Raw genomic sequence first — 22,344 nt, 5'->3', positions numbered from 1 at the left:
GTGCAATATATTGCGCAAGATTTAGTTTTAAATGTTGTTGCCCATGCGCCAATCCGATGCTGTCCTGAACCATGTAGGAAAAAATATCCGTCATTTTCGGGACCTGAGTCATTTAAGCCAGCAACAACTGGCAGACCGGGCAGGGGTCAGTCGCCGTACCATTGCCGCTTTAGAAACGGGTCAGGTCAATATTAGTCTGGCAAAATTGGATGCGATAGCAGCGGTACTGGGGATTGACTTCAAGCGTATTGTTAGCCCGCCTGAACTGGGCGAATCCGCAATTGTGAATACCTTGGCCTGGCAAGGCCATCAGCCCGCCAGTCAAGCGACACTGTTAGCTTCGGTTCCCGTCTCGACGCAGGTTGAATTATGGAGCTGGTCACTGGCTGTCGGAGAGGTCTATCATGCCGAAGCAGATCAACAAGGCTGGCAGGAATTGATTTATGTACTCGAAGGCGAGTTAAGTCTGGAATTGGAACAGGAAACACGTGTTGTGCAGGCTGGGGATTCTATTCTATTTGAAAGTTCGGTTCGTTATGGTTATGCCAATCGAGGGACACAGCCCTTAAAATTCATGCGTCATGTGCTGTATTAAAACAAAAGAAGTTATCTGGACAGATAACTTCTTTTTTTTATACAGGATTAAAGACGGTTGTCTTCATCCAGCAATAATTGTGCTTCACGCAGGTTTAAGGTGCCTTCGTAAATGGCGCGGCCCGTGATCGCACCTAAAATACCTTTCTGGCCTTTTAAGTTACGGACATCATCCAGATTGGTCACACCGCCAGATGCGATTACCGGTAAGCCTGAATAATCTGCCAGATTAACAGTCTGCTCAACGTTGACACCTTGCATCATGCCATCACGGGCAATGTCGGTATACACAATGCTGGATACGCCTGCATCTGCAAAACGTTTGGCCAGATCAGTCGCCTTGACTTCGGTAATATTGGCCCAGCCATCGGTTGCCACCATGCCATTCATGGCATCGATACCGACAATAATACGGCCTGCAAAGCGCTTACAGGCTTCTTCTACAAACTCAGGCTCTTTCACGGCTTTGGTGCCGATAATGACAAAAGATACACCCGCCTCTAAATAATGCTCGATGGTTTCAAGTGAACGGATACCTCCACCAATCTGGATAGGCAGTTCTGGCTGTGCCCGTACAATCGCTTCGACCACAGGTTTATGAATTGGCGTGCCGGCAAAAGCACCATTTAAATCGACTAAATGTAAACGACGTGCGCCTTCATCCACCCAATGTTGTGCAGTCGCCACAGGGTCATCAGAGAAAACTGTATCGTCTTCCATACGTCCTTGTTTTAAACGGACACATTTACCATCTTTCAGGTCAATTGCTGGGATGATTAGCATACACCGCTCCTTGCGTCATCATAGAGTTTAAATTATTAGGGCTTGTTGAACGTCCCTCTACGATTGCGACAGAACAGGCGATTTAGCCTATAACGCAATGCATTTCTGAATGTTCAGCGTGCCCTATATTAGCAAAGTATTGATCAATCTCTAAGCCTTGTCTGTTGATCCTTCAAGTATTTTCATGATTTGTTGTTGTAATTGTGGTGTGAATCGGTGTTGCCGGTAAAGCTGCTCAAATACCAGCAATGCTGCATAAGCATCCGCTGCGGCATAACTGACCTGTTGCGGACTAAGACGTTTAACCGCCCAATTTGAGGTACTGATCTTTTTACTCTTGGCCAGATAACGCTGGAAAAGCAGGGCAATCGCAGTTTGTACACCGACCTGGCTGCGATAGCCAAAACTGCCAAAGCTTTTGGATAGTTCAATCAGTGATGCAGGCTGGATACCTCGGCTACGGAAAATATGTGCATCATTCTTGAGACCAAAGCCGACTTTCAGTTGCTGTTCATTTTCTAAAATCGGTCTTAAAAAAATCCAGAATTTCGGCACTAACTTGAAAAACATAGGCGGTATCGTGTGTTGCAAGCTGGATAACATGCGGTCCGGTCGACTTTTTCCCGACTTTAAAGGTCGGTTTCGATTCACTGTCAAAACCAAAGACTTGGATGGAACTGAGTTGATCGTGTAGCGTCAGGCATTGTTCAAGCGTTTGAATGACCATGATCTTTTCTGAAGCAAGGTTTTCAAAGGCAGTTAAGGCACGTATTTGTTCCTTGCTTAAGGGTGTTGCTGTTTGTTGAGGTGTGTCCATCTGCATTTAAAACTCAAGTCATTTAACTGAGCTTAAAGGGTTTTATCAAAATACAAAAGCCAAGTCGGAACCTGGCTGGATTGAGATGGATTGAAGAGCTGAGGGCAACTATTGTGATTGAATATACTGGCTGCGTTGGAGATATTCCTGATAGGCAGGCACGGCGGTGCCGATCAGGGCAAAAATAAGGATGAGCGGAATCAGGATAATATAAATCCAGCCCAGCACCTTTTCCCAAGGAGCTGTTGCACGTACAGGACCAAATCTATTTGGGCCTTCTGTTCCTTTGGCACAGAATAAATACAGCATCACAATAAAGTTGACCAGTGGAATAAGCATCAGTAATGACAGCCAGCCGGTTTGGTTACGGTCATGGAATCGCCGTATGCTAAACACAAAGGAAAAATAGATCAGGATGACGTAGCTAATAAAGAATAAGGCTATGATAACAAATGGAAAATCACCTGTTTCTAAATTACTCTCGCTACCTGTAAATAGACTGCCAATAAAGGCAAGGATAAAAATCACCACGCATAGCACAATGGCACTGAGAAAGGACCAGGCCGCATAGGCAAGCCGCCCAAAACGGCCTTTAGCATTGAAAACAGAATCTTGTATTTGAGTTGATGTATTCATTAAAGCCTCATAAATCGTAGTTTTTATGTTTATTTAAATTTTTGTATCGCATCCGATTATAAGCAAGAAATTTAAAAATAGCAGAAATTTTGATCTGGTTTTAGACGGTCAAGAGAGAAAGCAAATCATGAAACCCAATTAGTATTAGTGGAACAGTACAGGGCTTTTGCTGATCACCAGAAATATCAGCACCGAGAAGATCAGCATTAAACTTAAGCCGATATAGGCCATGATTTTCTCCCAGATGGCAGTCGGGTGCGGAGGCCCATAACGATTAGGCTGCTGATGCCCACGGGCCAGCAACAGATACAACAGCGTCAATATATTCAGATAAGGTAAGGTCAGCAGCAGCGCCCACCAACCTGAACGGTTACAGTCGTGCAGGCGCCGTACGGCAAACATGATACTGCTATAGACCACTAACAGCGCCAAGGTCACAAATAAAAATAAAGCCAGAAAGTCTGTGCGTCTATAGGCTTCATCTAGGCCGATCTGAAACATTTCATAGCTAAGGTAAATGTTTAGCGGAATCGCCAACAGGAAAATGACAGTTTGCCAAGCCAGATAAGATAAGCGGCTAAAACGACCCTGCGGATTAAGCGGATTAGATAAATTGTTGGAAACAGGCTGTAACATCATTATTCGTCGTTTGAATTATTTTTTATGGGCAATAAAAATCGCCACATGATATGGCGATTTTTTAATGCAGATCAGTTAAATTTTCCATTCCACAAAGTTTTTCAGCAACTGCAAACCGGCAGTATGACTTTTCTCTGGGTGGAACTGTGTTGCGAACAAATTGTCTTTATGAATGGCTGTACAGAAGTTCACGCCATAATCACAGGTCGCGGCAATAATTGCCGAATCGCTTGGCTCGACATAATAGCTATGTACGAAGTAGAAGCGGGCATCTTGTTCAATGTTATTCCACATTGGATGCTCTGGATCAAGCTGATGTACCTGATTCCAACCCATGTGTGGCACTTTGAGATTCGGGATTGCCGGGAAGTGTTTTCCCGCGCCTTCAAAAATACCCAGTGCTTCGACGCCACCATTTTCTTCCGAGCTTTGTAACAGGGCTTGCATCCCCACACAAATTGCCAGAACTGGTTTGTTAAAGACCGCCTGATGCACCACTTCATCAATTCCTGCTTCACGCATGCCTTGCATGCAGTCACGCATGGCACCGACACCGGGGAACACAATCTTATCTGCTTTGGCAATCAGTTTCGGATCATTGGTCACATCCACCATTGCACCGACATGTTCTAATGCTTTTGCCGCAGAGTGCAGGTTGCCCATGCCATAATCAAGTAACGCAATACGGGTCATTACAGGCTACCTTTGGTTGACGCAATGGTATTTTCAGCACGTGGATCAACTTCACAGGCCATACGTAAGGCACGTGCCAATGCTTTAAATACACTTTCAATCTGATGGTGGCTATTTTTGCCTTTCAGGTTATCAATATGCAACGTCATCAGTGCATGATTGACAAAGCCCTGGAAAAATTCCGAGAATAAATCGACATCAAAGCTTCCGATACGCGCACGGGTAAATGGAATATCCATAAATAAACCCGGACGACCAGACAAATCTACTACTACACGAGACAATGCTTCGTCTAAAGGTGCATAAAAATGACCATAACGACGTAAGCCTTTCTTATCACCTAAGGCTTGCGCAAAGGCTTGCCCTAGTGTGATGCCGCAGTCTTCGACGGTATGATGGTCATCGATTTCCAGATCGCCATCGCAATGAATATCGATATCAAATAGACCATGACGCTTGATTTGATCAATCATATGGTCTAAAAATGGAACTCCAGTGTTGAGTGTGCCTTGACCAGTACCATCGAGATTGAGACGAACTCGAATTTTTGTTTCGTTGGTATTTCTTACCACTTCACTGATACGTTGCGTCATGGACACGTTCCTCAAAAAACGTCAAAAATGATTGAATTAAAAACCAATAGTTTCGCTGTGACGAAAAAGTGACAGCATCATAGTTTGCTCAGGAGGGTTAATCAATGCCTATTACCGTACATGCTTACAGTTCTCTGGAAGATTCAGGAATTCGTACTCAGCTCGAGCGACTTTACGATACCAGCCCAGAGTTTGGCGACGGGCAAGATGCAATGGAACAACTTGAACAAAATCTACAGCAATATACCACAGTTTACACTGCTGAATTTAACACCAAAATTATAGGTGCAATTTGGGCGACAGGACAAGGTGAAAGCCGTGTTCTGGAATATATTGTGGTGCATCCCGCCAATCGTGGCCGCGGTGTGGCAGAACGACTGGTTGAAGAGGTCTGTCGCATGGAAGAAGCGCAGGGCGTGCAACAGTTTGAACCGGGTTGCGGGGCGATCCATCGTTGCCTGTCGCATCTCGGTAAAATCTAAACAGCTGGCCTTAAAACCATGCTTTGCAGCAAAATTAAGCGCTTAAACGAAAAATCCACAAATTTGCTTGACGGGCTTAGACAAACATTGTTTAATACGCCCACTTTGGCGTGATAGCTCAGTAGGTAGAGCAACGGATTGAAAATCCGTGTGTCCCCAGTTCGATCCTGGGTCTCGCCACCATAAATTTGTATTTTCAATCCCTGATCCCATCAGGGATTTTTTTTGCCTTAAAATTGATTGCGTGAAAAATGGGCAATCAAATCAAAAGCTCATGATAATTATTGACTATTGCGCCGAGATACGGCTTAATACACCCCATTGGCGTGATAGCTCAGTAGGTAGAGCAACGGATTGAAAATCCGTGTGTCCCCAGTTCGATCCTGGGTCTCGCCACCATATTCAAAAAGCCTCAAACGAAAGTTTGGGGCTTTTTTTATTGCGCCAATAGTTTGTTATATTGAAGCTAAGTAGAAAAATTGAAGAATAACATCGCATGAAGGATTTATTTTCAGCGCAAAGTGAACTTTATCAACAGGCGCGGCCGACTTATCCACAATCGCTTATAGACAGCTTAATTCAGCAGCTCAAGGGTTTTGAGCGTGCATGGGACTGTGGCGCAGGTTCAGGGCAATTAACCCGCCTGATTGCGCCGTATTTTCAACAGGTGATTGCAACTGACCTGAGCCAGAACCAGCTTGATCAGGCGCCAGCCTTGCGTAATGTCAGCTATTTACAGCAAGCCGCGGAAGAATGCAGTTTCCCCGATCAGTATTTTGACCTGATTACCGTTGCGCAGGCGATTCACTGGTTTGACTTTGAAAAATTCTACGCACAAGTGAAACGCACGCTCAAAGCAGATGGTCTTTTCGCAGTGATTGGTTATGGCCTGTTAACGCTTGAGGATGCGTTTTTAAATGACCGGCTGCAACAGCTTTACCACCAGACCTTAAACGGCTTCTGGGATGCAGAGCGGCGCTATATTGATGAGCTTTATCAAACGATCCCATTTCCTTTTCAAGATATTCCGATGCCGCAGTTTCAGATTGAATTATGCTGGACAGGACAGCAGTTGTGGGATTATCTCAATACCTGGTCTGCAGTCCAACATTATCAAGATCACATGCGGGTCAGTGCGCTAGTCGATTTACAGGATATCCTGTTGATCCGGCAGCCGATGCGGGTGATCTTTCCAGTCTTGCTGAGAGTAGGGCGGCAAATGACTTGAAAGACTGAAAATAAAAAAAGCATGCCGAAGCATGCTTTTTAGAAACAAATGCGTAGTTTAAGCAGATTTAGCAATCTCTACTGGCGCTAACATATGACCTGTTTCTTCAAAGTTGGCATGCCAAGACAATGCTTCACGCAGAATATGTGGGGTGTGACCACCACGTTCGCAAGCACGGTCAAAGTAATCGTTTAACGCGCCTTGGTAAAGCGGGTGTACACAGTTGTCGATAATAACACGGGCACGTTCACGTGGTGCCAAGCCGCGTAAATCAGCAAGACCCACTTCAGTCACCAGAATATCAACATCATGTTCGTTGTGATCGACATGGCTGACCATCGGTACGATCGACGAAATATCACCGCCTTTGGCAATGGATTTGGTTACGAAGATGGCAAGATGCGCATTACGGGCAAAGTCGCCTGAACCGCCGATACCATTCATCATTTTAGTTCCACAGACATGGGTTGAGTTCACGTTACCGTAAATATCAAACTCAAGCGCCGTGTTAATCCCGATAATGCCTAAGCGACGTACGATTTCAGGATGATTGGAAATTTCCTGTGGACGTAACACCAGTTTGTCTTTGTATTTCTCAAGATTGCCAAAAACACGTTCGCCACATTGCGCTGACAAGGTAATGGAGCTGCCTGAAGCGAATTTCATCTTGCCTGCATCAATTAATTCAAAGGTACAGTCTTGCAGTACTTCTGAATACATCACCAGATCTTCAAAGTTTGAATCTTTAAGACCGGTTAAAACGGCATTGGCAATTGAACCAATCCCTGCCTGTAATGGGCCTAAGTTTTTCGCTAAACGGCCTGCAGCCACTTCCTGTTCAAAGAATTTGATCAGGTGGTTGGCAATGCCTTGGGTTTCCGCATCGGGTGGGGTCACCGTTGATGGTGAATCTGCGGTGTCATTGAACACGATCCCCACGATTTTCGCTGGATCGATTGGAATCGCGGTTGAACCAATGCGGTCATCCACTTTTGTTAATGGCAATGGGGTACGGGTTGGGCGATAAGTCGGAATATAAATATCGTGCAGACCTTCAAAGTTTTCACTGAGTGAGGTGTTGATTTCAACAATCACTTTTTCTGCAAAAATCGCAAAGCTCGCCGAGTTCCCGACCGAAGTGGTTGGAACGATATGACCATCTTCGGTAATCGCAACCGCTTCAATCACCGCAACATCAGGACGTTTCAATTGCTGGTTACGCATTTGTTCAACGGTTTCAGACAAATGTTGGTCAATAAACATCACTTCGCCGTTGTTAATCGCACGGCGCAAGGTATTGTCAACCTGGAAGGGCATACGACGAGCCAGTACACCAGCTTCTGTCAATTGCTTGTCTAAGTCATTGCCAAGGCTGGCACCAGTAATTAACGTGATTTTTAACGGATTTTTCTTGGCTTGTTCAACCAGTGCCTGAGGAACAGCTTTTGCCTCACCTGCACGGGTAAAACCGCTCATTCCGACCGTCATATCATTTTTAATAAAGCTGGCAGCCTGTTCTGCACTCATCACTTTGTCGTGTAGAGCTGCAAGGCGAATACGACTTAAAGACATCATCCATTCTCAATTTTGCTTTTCATTGAGTATGGATTTTAGCGCTAAAACATGAAAAGTGGATTGAAATAAGGCTAAGGTCTAATACAGCTGCATACGCTTTATTCACTTGTATTTCAGCCTATTTAAAAGCTGTAATCTAGCTGTTTGAATTTATGAAGAAAAAATAAATATATCTAAAGTAAAACAGGATGTATCTGTACGACTGAATGGGTAGAAAGTCGCCGATTGTGTGGTGATTAAATAGGCGACTTTAGTCTAAATCAACCGGTGATAGACGGTTGATTCAGGAATTTTGCTTTAGAAATGGCCTGTCAGGGTCTGTTTGATCTTATCAATCGCATTGTTGGTCGGTTCGCTAGCTTCCACTGTTGGAATGGGTAAGGAAATTACTACTTCCAGTCCACCCTGTTCGCGGTTACGGATACTGATCTGGCCCTGATGAATATCGACAATACGTTTCACAATGGCCAGTCCAAGGCCGCTCCCTTGAATGGTACGCGCTGAATTACCGCGAACAAACGGTTGCATCAGTTCTTCGACTTGATCTGGCGGAATCCCTTCACCATGATCTGCCACGGTAATCAGGATATGATCATCAACATGGCTGGCGGATAATTCAATCGGTTCTGCACCATAACGTTTGGCATTATTGATCAGATTGGCAATCAGACGTTTCAGTGACAAGCTGCGTGCAGCAATAATCGGAAGTTCCTGGGCCTCAAAACGGATATCTAGTGGCTTGAACTGCACCACCAGTTCTTGCAGCAGGCTATTCAGATTGGTCTCTGTGAGCTCTTCGTCAGAACCGTCACGCATATAGGAAATGAACTGATTCAGAATCGCGTCCATATCATCCACGTCGTAAATCAGGCCTTCACGGAAGAACTCGTCTGGCAGCATTTCCGCGGTCAGGCGAATACGGGTCAGCGGTGTACGTAGATCATGGGAAATACCTGCCAGCATGATCTGACGATCACGCTCGGTCTGTTCCAGCGTATACACCATATGGTTAAAGGCCTGATTGACCTGACGGATTTCCAGTGGCCCGTGATTGGTGTCGAGATAAGGGGCTTTACCGGTTTTACTGTAATTATTCGCAGTATTTTGCAGCCGACGCAAAGGCCGGTTCATTTGTCGCACCAGGATTAAAATAATAATGGACGATACAATCGGAACACCAAACAGCCAGCCAGCAATCAGCTCAACACTATAGTTGGTATAGGTTTTGAGTGGTTCTCTGACCCAGTTGCCATTCATTTCAGGCGTTTGAATCCAGATACGCGGAATCGGCTTGAATTTAAAATAAACCGTGACGTCTTTAACACCGAGTTCTTTGGCCAGCTTCTCTTCAATCTGGTTGGTAAAGAGTTCAGCCAGAAATTTATCTTCAACCCGCGGAAACTCTTTTGGATCGGTGACGTATTCAATCCCGATCCGGTTTTTCAACCAGGTGTCGACATCGACTTCGCTATCACGATGCAAAATCCGGATATCCGGATTGTTGACCAGTTCCAGTTCAATCGCCAAATAGCGGGCATGTTGCTGTAATTCGGGAAGATAAAGGGTTCGCCAAAAGAACCACAAGGACATAAACAGGCTGAAAAACACCATGAACAAGACCAGAATGGTAGTGCGCATGGCAGCGGAACGAGGTTTGATTTTATCTAAAAAACGTTCCCATTTGGTTCGGGGCCTTTCGGAATAAGCCGCGAACTCGGTAAACTCTTGTGGATCAATGGGTTCAAGTTTCAACGTTTAATTTCCCGAACTTACTCTGCACCATCTGGAACAAATACATAGCCCACACCCCAAACGGTCTGGATGTAACGTGCACGGGCAGGGTTGTCTTCAATTAAACGACGTAAGCGAGAAACTTGCACATCAATTGAGCGCTCCATTGCACCCCATTCACGACCACGCGCCAGATTCATCAATTTATCGCGGGTTAACGGTTCACGAGGATGCTGGACCAGTGCTTTCAATACTGCAAATTCGCCTGTCGTTAAGGTCACGACTTGACCTTCACGGGTCAAGGTACGTGTCGAAAGGTCGAGTGACCATGGGCCAAAGCTGACCACTTCAACTTGCTGGCTTGGGGCACCTGGGACTTCACGTACCTGGCGACGTAACACGGCACGGATACGGGCCAGTAATTCATTTGGATTGAACGGTTTTGGCAGATAATCGTCAGCGCCTGCTTCCAGACCGGCAATACGGTCAGAATCGCTACCGCGTGCAGTGAGCATGATAATCGGAGTGTCGATATTGGATTGGCGTAGGCGACGACAAATACTTAAACCATCTTCGACAGGGAGCATAAAGTCGAGCACGATTAAAGAGAACAGTTCACGTTGCAGTAAACGATCCATTTGTGTCGCATCATGAGCAGTTTTTACCACGAAACCTTTATCTTCGAGGAAGCGTTGTAAAAGCGTACGCAAGCGCACATCGTCATCGACCACTAAAATGCGTTCGACCCGGTCTGTCTCATGGTGTACGGTTTCCGTCGATTCAGCAGGTACAACTAAACTCATGATTGTGCTCCTTTATCGTTTATTGTCATCGTCTTTATGCAATGCGAATGTGAAATATCAATAGACCTTTGAGTATACGATTCATTGCACAGTTTTGGCTATGTTATAAAGCAACAAATATTGCCAATAAAATCAAGAGATAGATACCAAATATATACAGGCAGAATGATGACAAACAACCTATTTTTTCAATATTTAGGCAGAAAAAACAGCTGTTTTAAGAAATATGCGGCGATTTGCATAAAAGATTGAGTCCAGAGATTGTTCTCGAAGGGCGGGTGAATACTGCAATTAATCGCCTGTGAATAAAATTTATACAGGAATAAAACACAATATTCAAAAAAACAATGGTGGATTTTATAGCCATGAACTTTATAATCAGTGCTTTTAGAATTAACCCTTGTGGAATCAATCACGATGACTGACTTAGTTCAGCAGTTGGCAAATGAACTTGCCGTACGTCCAAACCAAGTAGAAGCTGCTATTCGTTTAATTGATGAAGGTGCTAGCGTTCCTTTTATTGCACGTTACCGTAAAGAAGTCACGCAAGGCTTAGACGATACGCAATTACGTCAACTCGATACACGTTTAACCTATTTACGTGATTTATTCGAGCGTCGTGAGAAGGTGATTCAATCTTTACAAGAACAAGATAAATTAAGCGATGATTTATTGGCACGCGTCAATGCGGCTGAAACGAAAAATGCATTAGAAGAAATTTATGCACCTTATCGTCCAAAACGCACCAGCAAATCATTTAAAGCCAAAGAAGCTGGTTTAGGTCCGATTGCTGAAAAAATTATTGCAGATCAAATTGATCCTGCAGAAGCACTGGCTGGTTTTAGTCATGAAGACTATCCTGATGTTGAAAGCCAGCTCGATGCGATCCAGCACATCCTGATTGATGACTGGGCACAAAACATCGCCTTAACTACTGAATTAAAACAAACTTTTGCTAAAACTGCAGTATTGAAAAGTGCAGTCGCTTCTGATGAGAAAAAAGAAGTGGGCAAGAAATTCCGTGATTATTTTGACTTTTCAGAAAATCTCAATAAAGTCCCTTCACACCGTTTATTGGCAATGTTACGTGGCCGTCAGGAAAATGTACTGGGTCTAAAAGTAGATGGTGAAGACGATGCTCCATTGGCACGTATCGAGACAGAATATAATCTTGAGCAACTTCAGCCACAAAGCCGTCAGGATTATTTAAAGCAAACTGCTAAATTATTTTGGCTGGGTAAAGTTCGTCCGCAAATCGAACATTCTTTATTAACAGATAAGCGTTTAGCTGCTGAAGCTGAAGCGATGGATGTATTTGCTGAAAACTTACGTCATTTATTGCTTTCTGCACCTGCAGGTAGCCGTACCACGTTAGGTGTAGATCCTGGTATCCGTACTGGCGTGAAACTTGCAGTGGTAAGCGATGCAGGGGATGTATTGGCGCATAGCACCATTTATCCATTTGCACCAAAAGAAGATAAAGAAGGTTCGCTGGCAGAACTTGCGCGTTTATGCCGAGAGTTCCACGTGGAACTTATTGCGATTGGTAACGGTACGGCAAGCCGTGATACTGAAGCTTTGGTTGCAGAAATGATGGCAGCCAATGCAGATTTGAAATTGACACGTATCACCGTGAGTGAAGCAGGCGCATCGGTTTATTCTGCAAGTGAATTGGCGTCACAAGAACTTCCTGAGCTTGATGTGTCGATTCGTGGCGCTGTGTCAATTGCACGCCGTTTGCAAGATCCATTGGCTGAACTGGTTAAAATTGATCCGAAATCAATTGGTGTGGGTCAATATCAGCATGACGTGAACCAGACCGGTTTGGCAAAAACGCTGGATGCTGTGGTTGAAGACTGTGTGAATGCCGTTGGTGTAGATGTGAATACGGCTTCTCCTGCAATTCTGGCTTATATTGCCGGTTTGAATAAGTCGATTGCGCAGCAAATCGTGGAATACCGTAAAGAAAATGGTCGCTTTGATAACCGTCAGGCCTTGAAAAAAGTACCACGTTTAGGCGAACGTACTTTTGAACAGTCAGCAGGTTTCTTACGTGTTCAAAATGGTTCAGAGCCGTTGGATGCTTCTGCGGTTCACCCGGAAAGTTATGGCTTGGTAGAAAAGATTGTTGCAGCAAAAGCAACGACGGTGAAAGACATTATCGGCAACACTGAAATCATTCGCCAAGTGAAGGCAGATGAGTTTGTTGATGACAAATTTGGTTTACCGACTATTCAGGACGTTCTGGCTGAATTGGAAAAACCGGGCCGTGATCCACGTCCAGAGTTCCGTACAGCCAAGTTCCGTGAAGACATTACTGAAGTTGCGCAACTGACCGAAGGCATGCAGCTTGAAGGTGTGGTGACCAATGTGACCAACTTTGGTGCCTTTGTCGATGTGGGTGTACACCAGGATGGTTTAGTACACATTTCTGAGCTGGCGAATGAATTTGTCTCTGATCCGCATAAAGTGGTGAAACCGGGCCAAATCGTACAGGTCCGTGTCATGCAGGTTGATGTGGAACGTAATCGTGTCAACTTGAGTATGCGTGCAGAAGGTTCTGCGCCAGCGAAAGCTTCACGTCCACAACGTGCAGCACAAGACCGTACTGAACGTTCAGAACGTAAGCCACAAGGTCAACGTCCTCCACGTAAAGAAGGTGAGTTTAAGCGTCCGCAACAGAACAAGCCAAAAACTGAAAAACCACAAGAGCAAAAAATTGGTGGTTTAGGCGCCTTGTTATTACAAGCCGGGATTAAAGGTTCTAAATAAATTGATAATTCCTAAAAAACCTCCTTCGGGAGGTTTTTTATTGCTGTTATTTATTTGTGAGCTGAATTACGGCAGATCTGACCTCTGCGGACATACAAGATGAGGCGAATCTTAAGATCAACAAAAATAGGCTGAAATCGATAAATAAATATACAACGTTATAACGTAACCAAACTTTAAACCTTGCACTTTGTCGGACAATATCATTCAAGCCTCGAAGTAGGGAAAACGCTTTCAGGCAGTAAAAATTAATTATTTTTTTATTATAAATGGTTACTTCATGACAAGTTTAGCACTGAAAAATAGATTCCATTTAAATGACCTCCTCTCCGGAGTTGTTGTTTTTCTCGTGGCCTTACCCTTGTGTTTAGGGATTGCGTTAGCCTCCGGAGCACCGATTATTTCAGGCATTATTGCCGGAATTGTTGGCGGTATTATTGTCGGGCTGCTGAGTGGCTCTCACATTAGCGTTTCAGGTCCGGCGGCAGGACTGACTGCAGTCATTCTTGTGCAACTGGATCAATTAGGCGGCAATTATGCCGCTTTTTTATTGTGTATTGTTTTTGCCGGGATTTTACAGATTTTATTTGGGCTGTTTAAATTGGGCTTCTTTGCGAATTTTATTCCCAATAATGTGATTCTGGGATTACTGGCGGCCATTGGCGCAATTTTGATCGTAACCCAATTACCTTACTTATTCGGTTTATCCAGCTTCTCTTGGGACATGTTGTGGACCAGTACACCGAGTGCCTTGGTTCAGCATTTTGATCTGGGTACGGCCTTAATTGGCCTGCTCAGTTTGTTTCTGATTCTGGCTTGGGATAGCAGTCCACTTAAAAAGTTGGCTTTACCCTCGGCCCTGATCGCAGTTGTACTGGCTGCGGGTCTCAATTTTATTTTAATCAGTATCGGTTCGCCGTGGGCAGTACAAACCGATAACCTGATCCAGTTACCCAATATCCTGGAGGCACCTCAGGAGGTGCTGGTTTTTCCTGACTTTGCTTATCTGGCGGAGCCGCTGATTTACACTGGAGCAGTCACTTTGGCCATTGTGGCCTCCCTGGAAACCTTACTCAATCTGGAAGCTGCCGATAAACTGGATTCACAAAAAAGATCGTCTCCACCCAATCGTGAACTATGGGCACAAGGAGCAGGCAATATCGTATCGGGTTTAATTGGTGGTATGCCCGTAACATCGGTGATTGTGCGTAGTTCAGTCAATGCCAATACAGGTGCACGTAGCAAATGTTCCACTATTTTTCATGGGATACTTCTGTTGCTGGCAATTTTGTTTTTCGTGCCATTGATGAACATGATTCCATTGTCTGCGCTGGCTGCTATCTTGATAGTGACGGGTTTTAAACTCACGCATCCTAAATTATTCAAACAGTTATATCAAAAAGGCTGGAAGCAGTTCTTACCGTTTATTATTACGCTAGTTGCAATTTTACTGACAGATTTGTTGACGGGCATCGTGATCGGCTTGCTGACCAGTAGCGGCTTCATTCTGTATGGTAATTTTAATAAAGGGGTGCGGGTCTATAAAGAGAAGCATTTGCATGGCATCGTGACCCGGATTGAACTGCCTTCACAAGTGACCTTTCTGAACCGTTCTGCATTGATTTCAGCCTTGGAGCATGTACATAAACACCAGCAGCTGATTATTGATGCAACCCAGTGTGATTCGATTGATCCCGATATTTATCAAGTGATTCAGGACTATCAGAATGAAACTGCCAGTAAGCGTCAGATCGACCTAAAGCTCATCGGATTTAAGCAACATTATCAGGATGTCGATGAGGCAGCGCTGGATATTTATATCAGTACCCGGGAACTGCAACGTAAATTAAGCCCGCAACAGGTCATCACCTTACTCAAAGAGGGCAATGAGCGTTTTGTCAAAAATGAACGCCTGCAACGGGATGTTTATCGCCAGATCCGGGTCACTGCGGATGAAGGACAACATCCGATAGCAGCGGTACTGGGCTGTATGGATTCGCGTGCACCAACCGAGATGATCTTTGATGTCGGGATTGGCGATTTATTCAGTTTAAGGATTGCAGGAAATATTGCGGGACAAAAAGTACTGGGTTCGCTTGAGTTTGCCTGTCAGGCCAAAGGCTCCAAGGTGATTCTGGTTTTGGGTCATACCGATTGTGGTGCTGTTACCAGTGCCTGCCAGTTACGTTTACAGCAGAAACGGGTTTCTGATGTGCAAGAGATGCCCCATATCCAGTATGTACTGGGGCCGTTGATGCATTCAGTTGATAGTGTCTATGACATTATGCAACCGCGCGATTTAAGTCGGGCTTTTATCAATCAGGTCACGGCAATGAATGTGCATTACAATATTCAATACATTACGGCGCATAGTCCGGTATTGAAAGACCTGCTGGATCGAGGCGAAATTGCAATAGTCGGTGCAATTTATGATGTGAAGACCGGACAGGTCGAGTTTCTGGATCGTTGATGCTTCATCTAAAAAAGCGCCTGTTCTCAGGCGCTTTTTTATTGATGCCATGATCAATCGATTGCATATACCGGATAAGACGTTTATTTGTTGAAAAGCAGAATAAACCCTGACCTACTGCTGTCATGGGCGTAGAATAGCCGGTATAAACAGCAATTTTATTCTATAAATTTCATGCAATCGCGCTAACCTGACATGATGCAAAAAATTCAAAGGAGGTCGTGATGTCGCGTAGACCTCGTGAACAAGTTGATTACCTCCATCTGGAAGAACTGGGTGGTCTGGAAATGCTGAAAGCAAGTTACTATCAGCAGGAGTTTTCACGACATGTTCATGAAGGATTTTGTATTGGCGTGATCGAAGAGGGCGCACAGCGCTTTTATCGAACCGGTGGCAATCATGTGGCACCACAGGGCGATATTATTCTGGTCAATGCCGATGAAGTGCATACCGGATCTTCGGCGGTAGACACCGGCTGGCGCTATCGCGCAATCTATCCAACACCTGAAGTATTTAATGAACTCACCCGCGATCTGACGACGGTACACGGTACTGCACCTTGGTTTAGAGAAGCGGTATTGCATGATGAAGGATTGGCCCAGCAATTCCGTTTATTGTTTGATTTACTGGAACAGCCGAATAATAGCTTGTTAAAACAGACCTTATTCTTGTCGACGATTGCATGGCTGGTGTCCAAATACAGTCAGGTCAAGCCGCACGTGAACGATTTGAGCAATGCTAAACAGCGCATCCTTAATATAAAAGAACTGATGGCAACGATGCCTGAGCAAGAGTTTTCCTTGGCTGAGCTGGCAGAAATGGCCAATCTGAGTCAGTGGCATTTCTTGAGACAATTTAAAAAACATGTCGGGTTGTCACCGCATGCATGGCTGGTACAGGCAAGGTTACAGAAATCGCAAAGATTGTTAAGACAAGGACTGAATTTATCCGAAGTCTCACAACAATGTGGTTTCTCGGATCAGAGCCATTTTAGCCGTCATTTCCGTCAGACCTTTGGCATTACGCCCGGCGGTTATATTGCCTATCTCAAATAAAACAGCAATTTTATGCAATTCTCCTGATGCAAATTTTGGCATAGTCATACGATCTTTTATCAACTCTTGTGATTTTGATGTTAAGCGACAGCGTAACTGATGACACCCCCATGACCGTAACGCGGGCATTTTTAAATGGTGTCGTCAAAATACTACCACTATGTTTTGCGGTATTACCGTGGGGTTTACTCGCGGGCTCTATGGCAATTCAGGCTGGGCTGACCACCTTACAGGCGGTGGGCATGTCTGCGCTGGTCTTTGCGGGCGCAGCACAGTTGATGACTTTGGGGCTGGTCATGGCAGGGACACCTGCTTTAACCATTATCATCTCCGTGTTTTTAATCACCACCCAGCATTATCTGTATGCGCTCTATCTACGTGACGATATTTCCAGACAGCCATTGAAGCATCGCTTAATGTTGGGATTTCTACTGACAGATGAACTGTTTGCGGTCAGTATTAAGAAACAGCAGCATTATATGTATTACTTGCTGGGTGCAGGCAGTTGCTTCTATCTATGCTGGGTGTTGTTCAGCCTGTGTGGCGTATTGCTGGCAGCTTCAGTACCCAATCTGGATCAATATCATCTCGATTTTTCCATTGTTGCGACCTTTATTGCCATCGTGATTCCATTTATTAAAAACCTGAATACGCTGGTCGGTGTACTGGTCTCGGTTATGCTGACGGTTGTGTTCTTGAGTCTGGGCATTAAAAGTGCAGCCATCTTGGCGGGGGTGATTGGTATGTTAACTGCGACCTGTTTGCAGAATCTGCGGGAGCGTGCGGCATGAGTTGGTTTCTGCTGATTATCCTGGCCATTGTGGTCTTCATGAATCGCTATATTCTGCTGGAGCCGAATATTCCATTACGCTTACCGAAATGGTTCCAGCAATCCTTGCAGTATTCTGCACCGTGTTTATTGACTGCAATTGCCACGCCGATTGTATTTATGGATGAGCATGGGGCTTTCCGTAGTACTTTACTCAATCCCTATTTTCTGGCGACGCTGCTTACCATTGTAATTGCCTACAAGGTCAAGCATACCTTACTGACGATTATCCTGAGTCTGGCCTGTTTTTACGGGTTGGTATTTTGGTTACCGTAAAGGCTGGGGCCATTCAATGACGTGCCCAAGCCTTTGGTTTTGCAATTAACGGGTGGTATAACCGCCATTGGCGAAAATGGTTTGGCCTGTAATCCACCAGCCCTCTGTGACCAGAAAGCGAACCAGCGGTTCAATATCTTCAATTTGGGTCAGTCCACCTAAAGCGGAAGCAGATTGATGATAAGCCACGGCTTCTGGTGCTTCCTGACCATAGAAAAATGGTGTATCCATTGGACCCGGCGCAACCGCAGTCACTGAAATGCCACGCTCACCAAACTCTTTGGATGCGGCTCGGGTGTAATGTTCCACCGGTGCTTTCAGACCTTCATAGGTGGAATAGAGACCGGTATAGGCAGCCAGTAAACTGGTCACAATGCTACAGATTTTTCCGTGTGGATTGAGATGACGGCCTGCAGACTGAATGAAGAAATAGGCAATCTTGTTATTGATCTCATTCATCCCGTCAAATTCCTGTTCAGTCGTCTCCAGATACGGTTTTTTGAGCACGCGACCGACGGTATTGATGGCAATATCCACCCCGCCAAAGTTTTCTTTGGCAGTGATAAACAGGTGTTCAATATTCTGAATATCGGATAAATCTGCTTGCACCATAACCGCTTTTGCCCCGAAAGCCTGTACGGCCTTTAAGGTTTCTTCTGCATCTGCCTGTGTTGCTGCACTATTATAATGAATGAGCAAGTTTGCTCCTTGTTCTGCAAACTTGCGTGAAATCAAGCCTCCCAGGTTTTTAGCGCCGCCCGTAATCAAGACGGTTTTTCCTGCTAGCGTATGTTGTGACATCTCTATCTCCTGATTGTTGTGTATGAAAATCATGCTAATGCAATTTATTTGTTTGAAATAGTTGTTAGTATTGAACTGATTGTGCAGAAAAGTTGAATAATAAAATGGATAAGATTGAGCGCTTAAAAATCTTTTGTTTAGTGGCAGAGAAGCAATCTTTTGCACAGGCTGCATTGCAACTGGGGTTGCCACGTTCTAATGTGACCTATGCCATACAAGCGCTTGAAAAAGAATATGAAGTACTGCTGTTCTATCGCACCACTCGTAAAGTTGCTTTAACCCATGAGGGGAGCCTGTTTTATGAGGAGGCGATACGTCTGGTGACGCAATTAAAAGAGCTGAATCGCTTTAAGACGCATGTGCGGAGTACGGAAGGCAAGATTAGTATTGGTATGCCGAAACGCTTGGCCACTCAGCTGTTGATTCCGCATTTAGGTTGTTTTTATCAGCGCTATCCCAAGGTCAAGGTACTGGTGAATGGTCGTGATGACTTTTCCAATCTGATTGAACAGCAACTGGATTGTGTGGTACGGGTGGGACAGGTACAGGACCAATATCTGCTGATCCGGCCCATCACACAAACTCATATCTGGACACTGGCAGCACCTGCTTATCTAGCCGAATTTGGTGAACCCAAAAGCTTTGAGGAACTGCAGCAGCATTATGCCGTGGACTACCATGTGGCGAAACATTATCGGGAATGGAGTGAATTGGTATTTCGGGATCAGCGTCTGAGAATGCCATACCGTTTACTGATTGAAAATACCGAAGCCTATATTCAGGCAGGTTTGGCTGGGATTGGTATTATCCAGATTCCTGAATTTGATGCTGCGCCCTATGTACAGCAAGGCGTGTTACAGCGTTTATTTGTGGAGGTTCCGGACTTGCAATTACCGGTCAATATTTTATTGACGGATCGCCAGTATCGTCCTCAATATTTTCAGGATTTTATTGATTGGTTAGAGAAATTATTAAAGCAGCAGCTCTAGGCATTGATCTGCTCACGATAAAAATTTATAAGCCATAAAAAAAGCATACCTGAGTATGCTCTTTTTATTTTGGCAAAGATTAATAGAGACCGAGCAAGAAACCAACACCTAAGGTGAAGAAACTAAATAGCCAGATCCAGCCAAACGAGTAACGTAAATGACGTCCCATATCCGTCCCGGCCAGACCCATGGCTAGCCATGTTGCTGGTGAGAATGGGCTAACGAAGGTACCGGCGTTATTACCAATAGCCATGGCATACACCACCGAATCAGCAGTTACACCAGCAGTTGCAGTCACTTCCTGAACAATCGGCAAGAGGGCAAAATAGTAAGCATCGGTGCTGGTAAACAGGTCCATTGGCACACCTAGGATACCGACCAGAATATGCAGGCTACCGACCCAAGTCGTTGGTAAAATATGAATCAGATCCAGTGCGATTGACTTCAACATGCCTGATTCGGAGAGAATTCCCAAAAAGGCGCCAGCCGCAAAAATAATCGCCACCATGCTTAAGGCTTGAGGTGCATGTCGGCTGATCACCGCCATTTGTTCTCTTGGTTTAGGGAAGTTCACCAATAATACCAGCGATAAGGCAATCATAAAGACGTAAGGTGCAGAGAACAGACCAAATGCCAGACAGATGACCGCAAGAACAACCAGAGCGATGTTAAACCAGAACTTTTTAGGTTTGACTTGTTCTTGTACATCTTCCGCCATATCGGCTGCCATGCAGTCCTGTTCAAAAGGTGTGGTACCTAAGGCTTGTGCTGCAAGGATACGTTTCTTTTCACGTAAGCCCATCAATACGGCAAAGCCCATCATGCCCAGAATACCAATCACCTGTACCGGGATCAGGCTCTGCCAGAGTGCGGCGGCTTCAATGCCGGTCACGGCAGATGCACGACCTAAAGGGCCACCCCATGGCACCATATTCATAATACCCATACTGCCGGCCATCAGGAGCAGCATCAGATAAGGACTCATCCCCAGTTTGCGATAGAGCGGCAGTAAAGCGGGAATAATAATCAGAAAAGTGGCCGCCCCGGAACCATCCAGATGCACGATAGCAGCAATCAAGGTGGTCATCACCGCAACAATCACCACATTACCGCGGGTCAGACGCACCATGTTGCGGATCATGGGATCAAAAACATGTAACTCTTTTAAAATACTGAAAAACAAAATGGCAAATAAAAACATGGTGGCCACTTTGCTGACTTTTAATAAACCTGCTTCAAAGAAGCCGGAAATCTCGCTAATCGAAAAGCCAGCAATGAGTGCCCCAATAAGCGGAACAATCGACATTGCAACAATTGGACTGGTTTTACCCGACATGAGTAACGCGACAATCGTTACAATAATTAGAATACCTATCAGCGTAAGCATTATTTACTCCCTTAAGTCGTAACCTCTTGCCATAAAAAAAGTGTTAAAAGTACACCAAAAAATAAAAAACAAAGCGCCGTCCATTATGCATAAAAACTTAAATTACGCTTAAACTTCAGCAGAAAAACTAAACGAAATGCTGGATAAGTGAGCAAATTGTTTAATTTTCTCTAAAAATGGTTGTAAAGGAAATTGGAAAACTGGCTGAAAAGTAGTGGAGTTTTTATCATTTTTTGCGCTTATTCAGCAGCGAAAAATATCGGAAGAGGGGGCGAAAAAGCCAAAGTTGATCCAGGCTTCATGGCTGTCTTGTTTAAACCAGCTCAGGTCGAGAAAGGTAAAGACTTTGACAGATTCAATGCGTTGCTTTAAAAATTAGAGTAATTACTCTAATTTTGGGAAATACGATGCAGATTGGTCGACAGCACTGGATGAACCGGACTTCTGGTGATTTAGGATTAAAAGATCGCATAACCTTGCTGAGTCACAGTTTACTGCCAGTCATTCAGCAAACCATTAAAAGCTATGCTCTAGCCCACCATAAACAGCGCAACAGAATGCAGCAATTGAGTATCGAAGATCTGGTATTGCCCGATAGCTCAGATGTACAACAGGCCTTGGCCCAGATGCAGTCTTGTAGTGCTGAGGCCTTACAGAATCACTGTCTGCGTACATGGTGTTACGCCATTGCCTTTGCCAAAATGCAGCGACTGCAATGTGATGCTGAGCTGTTGGCAGTTTCATGCCTGTTACACGATTTGGGAATGACAACACAACATTATCAGCATCATGCACATTGCTGTTGCTTTGCCGGGCAAGGAGCGTATGCGGCGAAAGACTGGTCAATTCAACAAGGCTGGCCAATCGGGCGTGCTGACCAACTCTTTGATGTGATCAGTCTGCATATGAACCCCTATGTCGCCCCTAAGGAGGGGATTGAGGCACATTTATTACAACAGGCTGCCAGCTGCGATGTCATTGGTAGCCGTGGTTTTGAATTTTCCAAACAATTTAGACAGCAATTACAGCAACACTATCCGCGACTCGATTTTAACCGGATCATGATTGAATTTACCCAGCGGGAAGCTGAACAGCGACCCCGTTCCCGCACCGCCATGCTGGTCCAGAGTGGATTTAAGCAGTTGGTGAATGCAAATCCTTATTTAAAATAAGTCCAAAATAAAAAACCAC

At 44.8% G+C, this 22,344-nt stretch carries 21 protein-coding genes, 2 tRNA genes and 1 pseudogene; 13 read left to right on the top strand and 11 right to left on the bottom strand.

What is annotated here, in order from left to right; genetic code table 11:
- Positions 1 to 43 precede the first annotated feature (43 nt).
- The gene (locus tag ACINWC323_RS17630) at positions 44 to 595 is read left to right on the top strand and encodes an XRE family transcriptional regulator (protein ID WP_032880860.1); all 552 of its coding nucleotides are present in this window, start codon (positions 44 to 46) and stop codon (positions 593 to 595) included.
- Positions 596 to 642: 47 nt separating this feature from the next.
- Here ACINWC323_RS17630 and hisA read toward each other — a convergent pair whose 3' ends face one another.
- The 6 genes and pseudogenes from hisA to hisB all read right to left on the bottom strand — a co-directional run bounded on the left by hisA (position 643) and on the right by hisB (position 4,755).
- Positions 643 to 1,377, bottom strand: a complete 735-nt coding sequence (gene hisA / locus ACINWC323_RS17635; RefSeq protein WP_005282589.1) for a 1-(5-phosphoribosyl)-5-[(5-phosphoribosylamino)methylideneamino]imidazole-4-carboxamide isomerase — start codon at positions 1,375 to 1,377, stop codon at positions 643 to 645.
- 150 nt (positions 1,378 to 1,527) lie between these two features.
- Positions 1,528 to 2,200: pseudogene (locus tag ACINWC323_RS0118625) on the bottom strand (3'-5' exonuclease).
- 102 nt (positions 2,201 to 2,302) lie between these two features.
- On the bottom strand, positions 2,303 to 2,830 hold the full coding sequence (locus ACINWC323_RS17640) for a DUF805 domain-containing protein (RefSeq protein WP_009506691.1): 528 nt from the start codon (positions 2,828 to 2,830) through the stop codon (positions 2,303 to 2,305).
- A gap of 144 nt (positions 2,831 to 2,974) precedes the next feature.
- Positions 2,975 to 3,469: a DUF805 domain-containing protein gene (locus ACINWC323_RS17645; protein ID WP_050560460.1), complete on the bottom strand. Its 495-nt coding sequence runs from the start codon at positions 3,467 to 3,469 to the stop codon at positions 2,975 to 2,977.
- 75 nt (positions 3,470 to 3,544) lie between these two features.
- The gene (gene hisH / locus ACINWC323_RS17650; RefSeq protein WP_009506712.1) at positions 3,545 to 4,162 is read right to left on the bottom strand and encodes an imidazole glycerol phosphate synthase subunit HisH; all 618 of its coding nucleotides are present in this window, start codon (positions 4,160 to 4,162) and stop codon (positions 3,545 to 3,547) included.
- Positions 4,162 to 4,755, bottom strand: a complete 594-nt coding sequence (gene hisB, locus ACINWC323_RS17655; RefSeq protein ID WP_004776131.1) for an imidazoleglycerol-phosphate dehydratase HisB — start codon at positions 4,753 to 4,755, stop codon at positions 4,162 to 4,164. The genes hisH and hisB overlap by 1 nt, the downstream gene beginning before the upstream one ends.
- Before the next feature lie 104 nt (positions 4,756 to 4,859).
- Between hisB and ACINWC323_RS17660 the strand changes: the two genes are divergently transcribed.
- The 4 genes from ACINWC323_RS17660 to ACINWC323_RS17675 all read left to right on the top strand — a co-directional run bounded on the left by ACINWC323_RS17660 (position 4,860) and on the right by ACINWC323_RS17675 (position 6,465).
- Positions 4,860 to 5,237, top strand: a complete 378-nt coding sequence (locus ACINWC323_RS17660) for a GNAT family N-acetyltransferase (protein ID WP_004776129.1) — start codon at positions 4,860 to 4,862, stop codon at positions 5,235 to 5,237.
- 107 nt (positions 5,238 to 5,344) lie between these two features.
- Positions 5,345 to 5,420, top strand: a tRNA-Phe gene (locus ACINWC323_RS17665).
- 140 nt (positions 5,421 to 5,560) lie between these two features.
- Positions 5,561 to 5,636: transfer RNA gene (locus ACINWC323_RS17670), tRNA-Phe, on the top strand.
- A gap of 97 nt (positions 5,637 to 5,733) precedes the next feature.
- Complete coding sequence (locus ACINWC323_RS17675) at positions 5,734 to 6,465, top strand: class I SAM-dependent methyltransferase (protein WP_009506685.1); 732 nt, start codon at positions 5,734 to 5,736, stop codon at positions 6,463 to 6,465.
- A 57-nt stretch (positions 6,466 to 6,522) separates the two neighbouring features.
- Here ACINWC323_RS17675 and scpC read toward each other — a convergent pair whose 3' ends face one another.
- From scpC to ompR, 3 genes are all read right to left on the bottom strand, one after another.
- On the bottom strand, positions 6,523 to 8,037 hold the full coding sequence (gene scpC / locus ACINWC323_RS17680) for a succinyl-CoA:acetate CoA-transferase ScpC (protein WP_032880857.1): 1,515 nt from the start codon (positions 8,035 to 8,037) through the stop codon (positions 6,523 to 6,525).
- A gap of 300 nt (positions 8,038 to 8,337) precedes the next feature.
- On the bottom strand, positions 8,338 to 9,792 hold the full coding sequence (locus tag ACINWC323_RS17685) for an ATP-binding protein (protein ID WP_009506708.1): 1,455 nt from the start codon (positions 9,790 to 9,792) through the stop codon (positions 8,338 to 8,340).
- Positions 9,793 to 9,809: 17 nt separating this feature from the next.
- Positions 9,810 to 10,574, bottom strand: coding sequence for an osmolarity response regulator transcription factor OmpR (ompR, locus tag ACINWC323_RS17690; protein WP_004657337.1), 765 nt, complete (start codon positions 10,572 to 10,574; stop codon positions 9,810 to 9,812).
- 417 nt (positions 10,575 to 10,991) lie between these two features.
- On the opposite strand from ompR, the gene ACINWC323_RS17695 reads away from it, so the two are divergent.
- The 5 genes from ACINWC323_RS17695 (at position 10,992) to ACINWC323_RS17715 (ending at position 17,976) form a co-directional block, all read left to right on the top strand.
- The gene (locus tag ACINWC323_RS17695; RefSeq protein ID WP_009506710.1) at positions 10,992 to 13,346 is read left to right on the top strand and encodes a Tex family protein; all 2,355 of its coding nucleotides are present in this window, start codon (positions 10,992 to 10,994) and stop codon (positions 13,344 to 13,346) included.
- A 280-nt stretch (positions 13,347 to 13,626) separates the two neighbouring features.
- Positions 13,627 to 15,816, top strand: a complete 2,190-nt coding sequence (locus ACINWC323_RS17700) for a bifunctional SulP family inorganic anion transporter/carbonic anhydrase (protein WP_009506609.1) — start codon at positions 13,627 to 13,629, stop codon at positions 15,814 to 15,816.
- A 224-nt stretch (positions 15,817 to 16,040) separates the two neighbouring features.
- The gene (locus ACINWC323_RS17705; RefSeq protein ID WP_009506630.1) at positions 16,041 to 16,871 is read left to right on the top strand and encodes an AraC family transcriptional regulator; all 831 of its coding nucleotides are present in this window, start codon (positions 16,041 to 16,043) and stop codon (positions 16,869 to 16,871) included.
- 77 nt (positions 16,872 to 16,948) lie between these two features.
- Positions 16,949 to 17,662, top strand: a complete 714-nt coding sequence (locus ACINWC323_RS17710) for an AzlC family ABC transporter permease (RefSeq protein WP_009506667.1) — start codon at positions 16,949 to 16,951, stop codon at positions 17,660 to 17,662.
- Complete coding sequence (locus ACINWC323_RS17715; protein ID WP_009506687.1) at positions 17,659 to 17,976, top strand: AzlD domain-containing protein; 318 nt, start codon at positions 17,659 to 17,661, stop codon at positions 17,974 to 17,976. The genes ACINWC323_RS17710 and ACINWC323_RS17715 overlap by 4 nt, the downstream gene beginning before the upstream one ends.
- 45 nt (positions 17,977 to 18,021) lie before the next feature.
- On the opposite strand, the gene ACINWC323_RS17720 is transcribed toward ACINWC323_RS17715, so the two are convergent.
- The gene (locus tag ACINWC323_RS17720) at positions 18,022 to 18,777 is read right to left on the bottom strand and encodes an SDR family oxidoreductase (RefSeq protein WP_009506654.1); all 756 of its coding nucleotides are present in this window, start codon (positions 18,775 to 18,777) and stop codon (positions 18,022 to 18,024) included.
- Between the two features lie 104 nt (positions 18,778 to 18,881).
- On the opposite strand from ACINWC323_RS17720, the gene ACINWC323_RS17725 reads away from it, so the two are divergent.
- A complete protein-coding gene (locus ACINWC323_RS17725; RefSeq protein WP_009506660.1) occupies positions 18,882 to 19,766 on the top strand; it encodes a LysR family transcriptional regulator in 885 nt (294 codons plus the stop codon).
- Positions 19,767 to 19,845: 79 nt separating this feature from the next.
- On the opposite strand, the gene ACINWC323_RS17730 is transcribed toward ACINWC323_RS17725, so the two are convergent.
- Positions 19,846 to 21,153 (bottom strand): CitMHS family transporter, encoded by a 1,308-nt coding sequence (locus tag ACINWC323_RS17730; RefSeq protein WP_009506578.1) that lies wholly within the window; start codon positions 21,151 to 21,153, stop codon positions 19,846 to 19,848.
- Between the two features lie 192 nt (positions 21,154 to 21,345).
- Here ACINWC323_RS17730 and ACINWC323_RS0118620 point away from each other — a divergent pair, with 192 nt between their 5' ends.
- Together ACINWC323_RS0118620 and ACINWC323_RS17735 are read left to right on the top strand one after the other, a co-directional pair.
- On the top strand, positions 21,346 to 21,525 hold the full coding sequence (locus ACINWC323_RS0118620; RefSeq protein WP_032880854.1) for a hypothetical protein: 180 nt from the start codon (positions 21,346 to 21,348) through the stop codon (positions 21,523 to 21,525).
- Positions 21,526 to 21,560: 35 nt separating this feature from the next.
- Positions 21,561 to 22,325 carry an HD domain-containing protein gene (locus tag ACINWC323_RS17735; RefSeq protein ID WP_009506632.1) on the top strand — a complete coding sequence of 255 codons (765 nt, stop codon included), beginning with the start codon at positions 21,561 to 21,563 and terminating at the stop codon, positions 22,323 to 22,325.
- Positions 22,326 to 22,344: the final 19 nt, after the last annotated feature.

This window comes from Acinetobacter sp. WC-323 (assembly GCF_000314615.1).
Lineage (GTDB): Bacteria > Pseudomonadota > Gammaproteobacteria > Pseudomonadales > Moraxellaceae > Acinetobacter > Acinetobacter courvalinii.
This window is presented reverse-complemented; position numbering and strand designations above follow the sequence as displayed.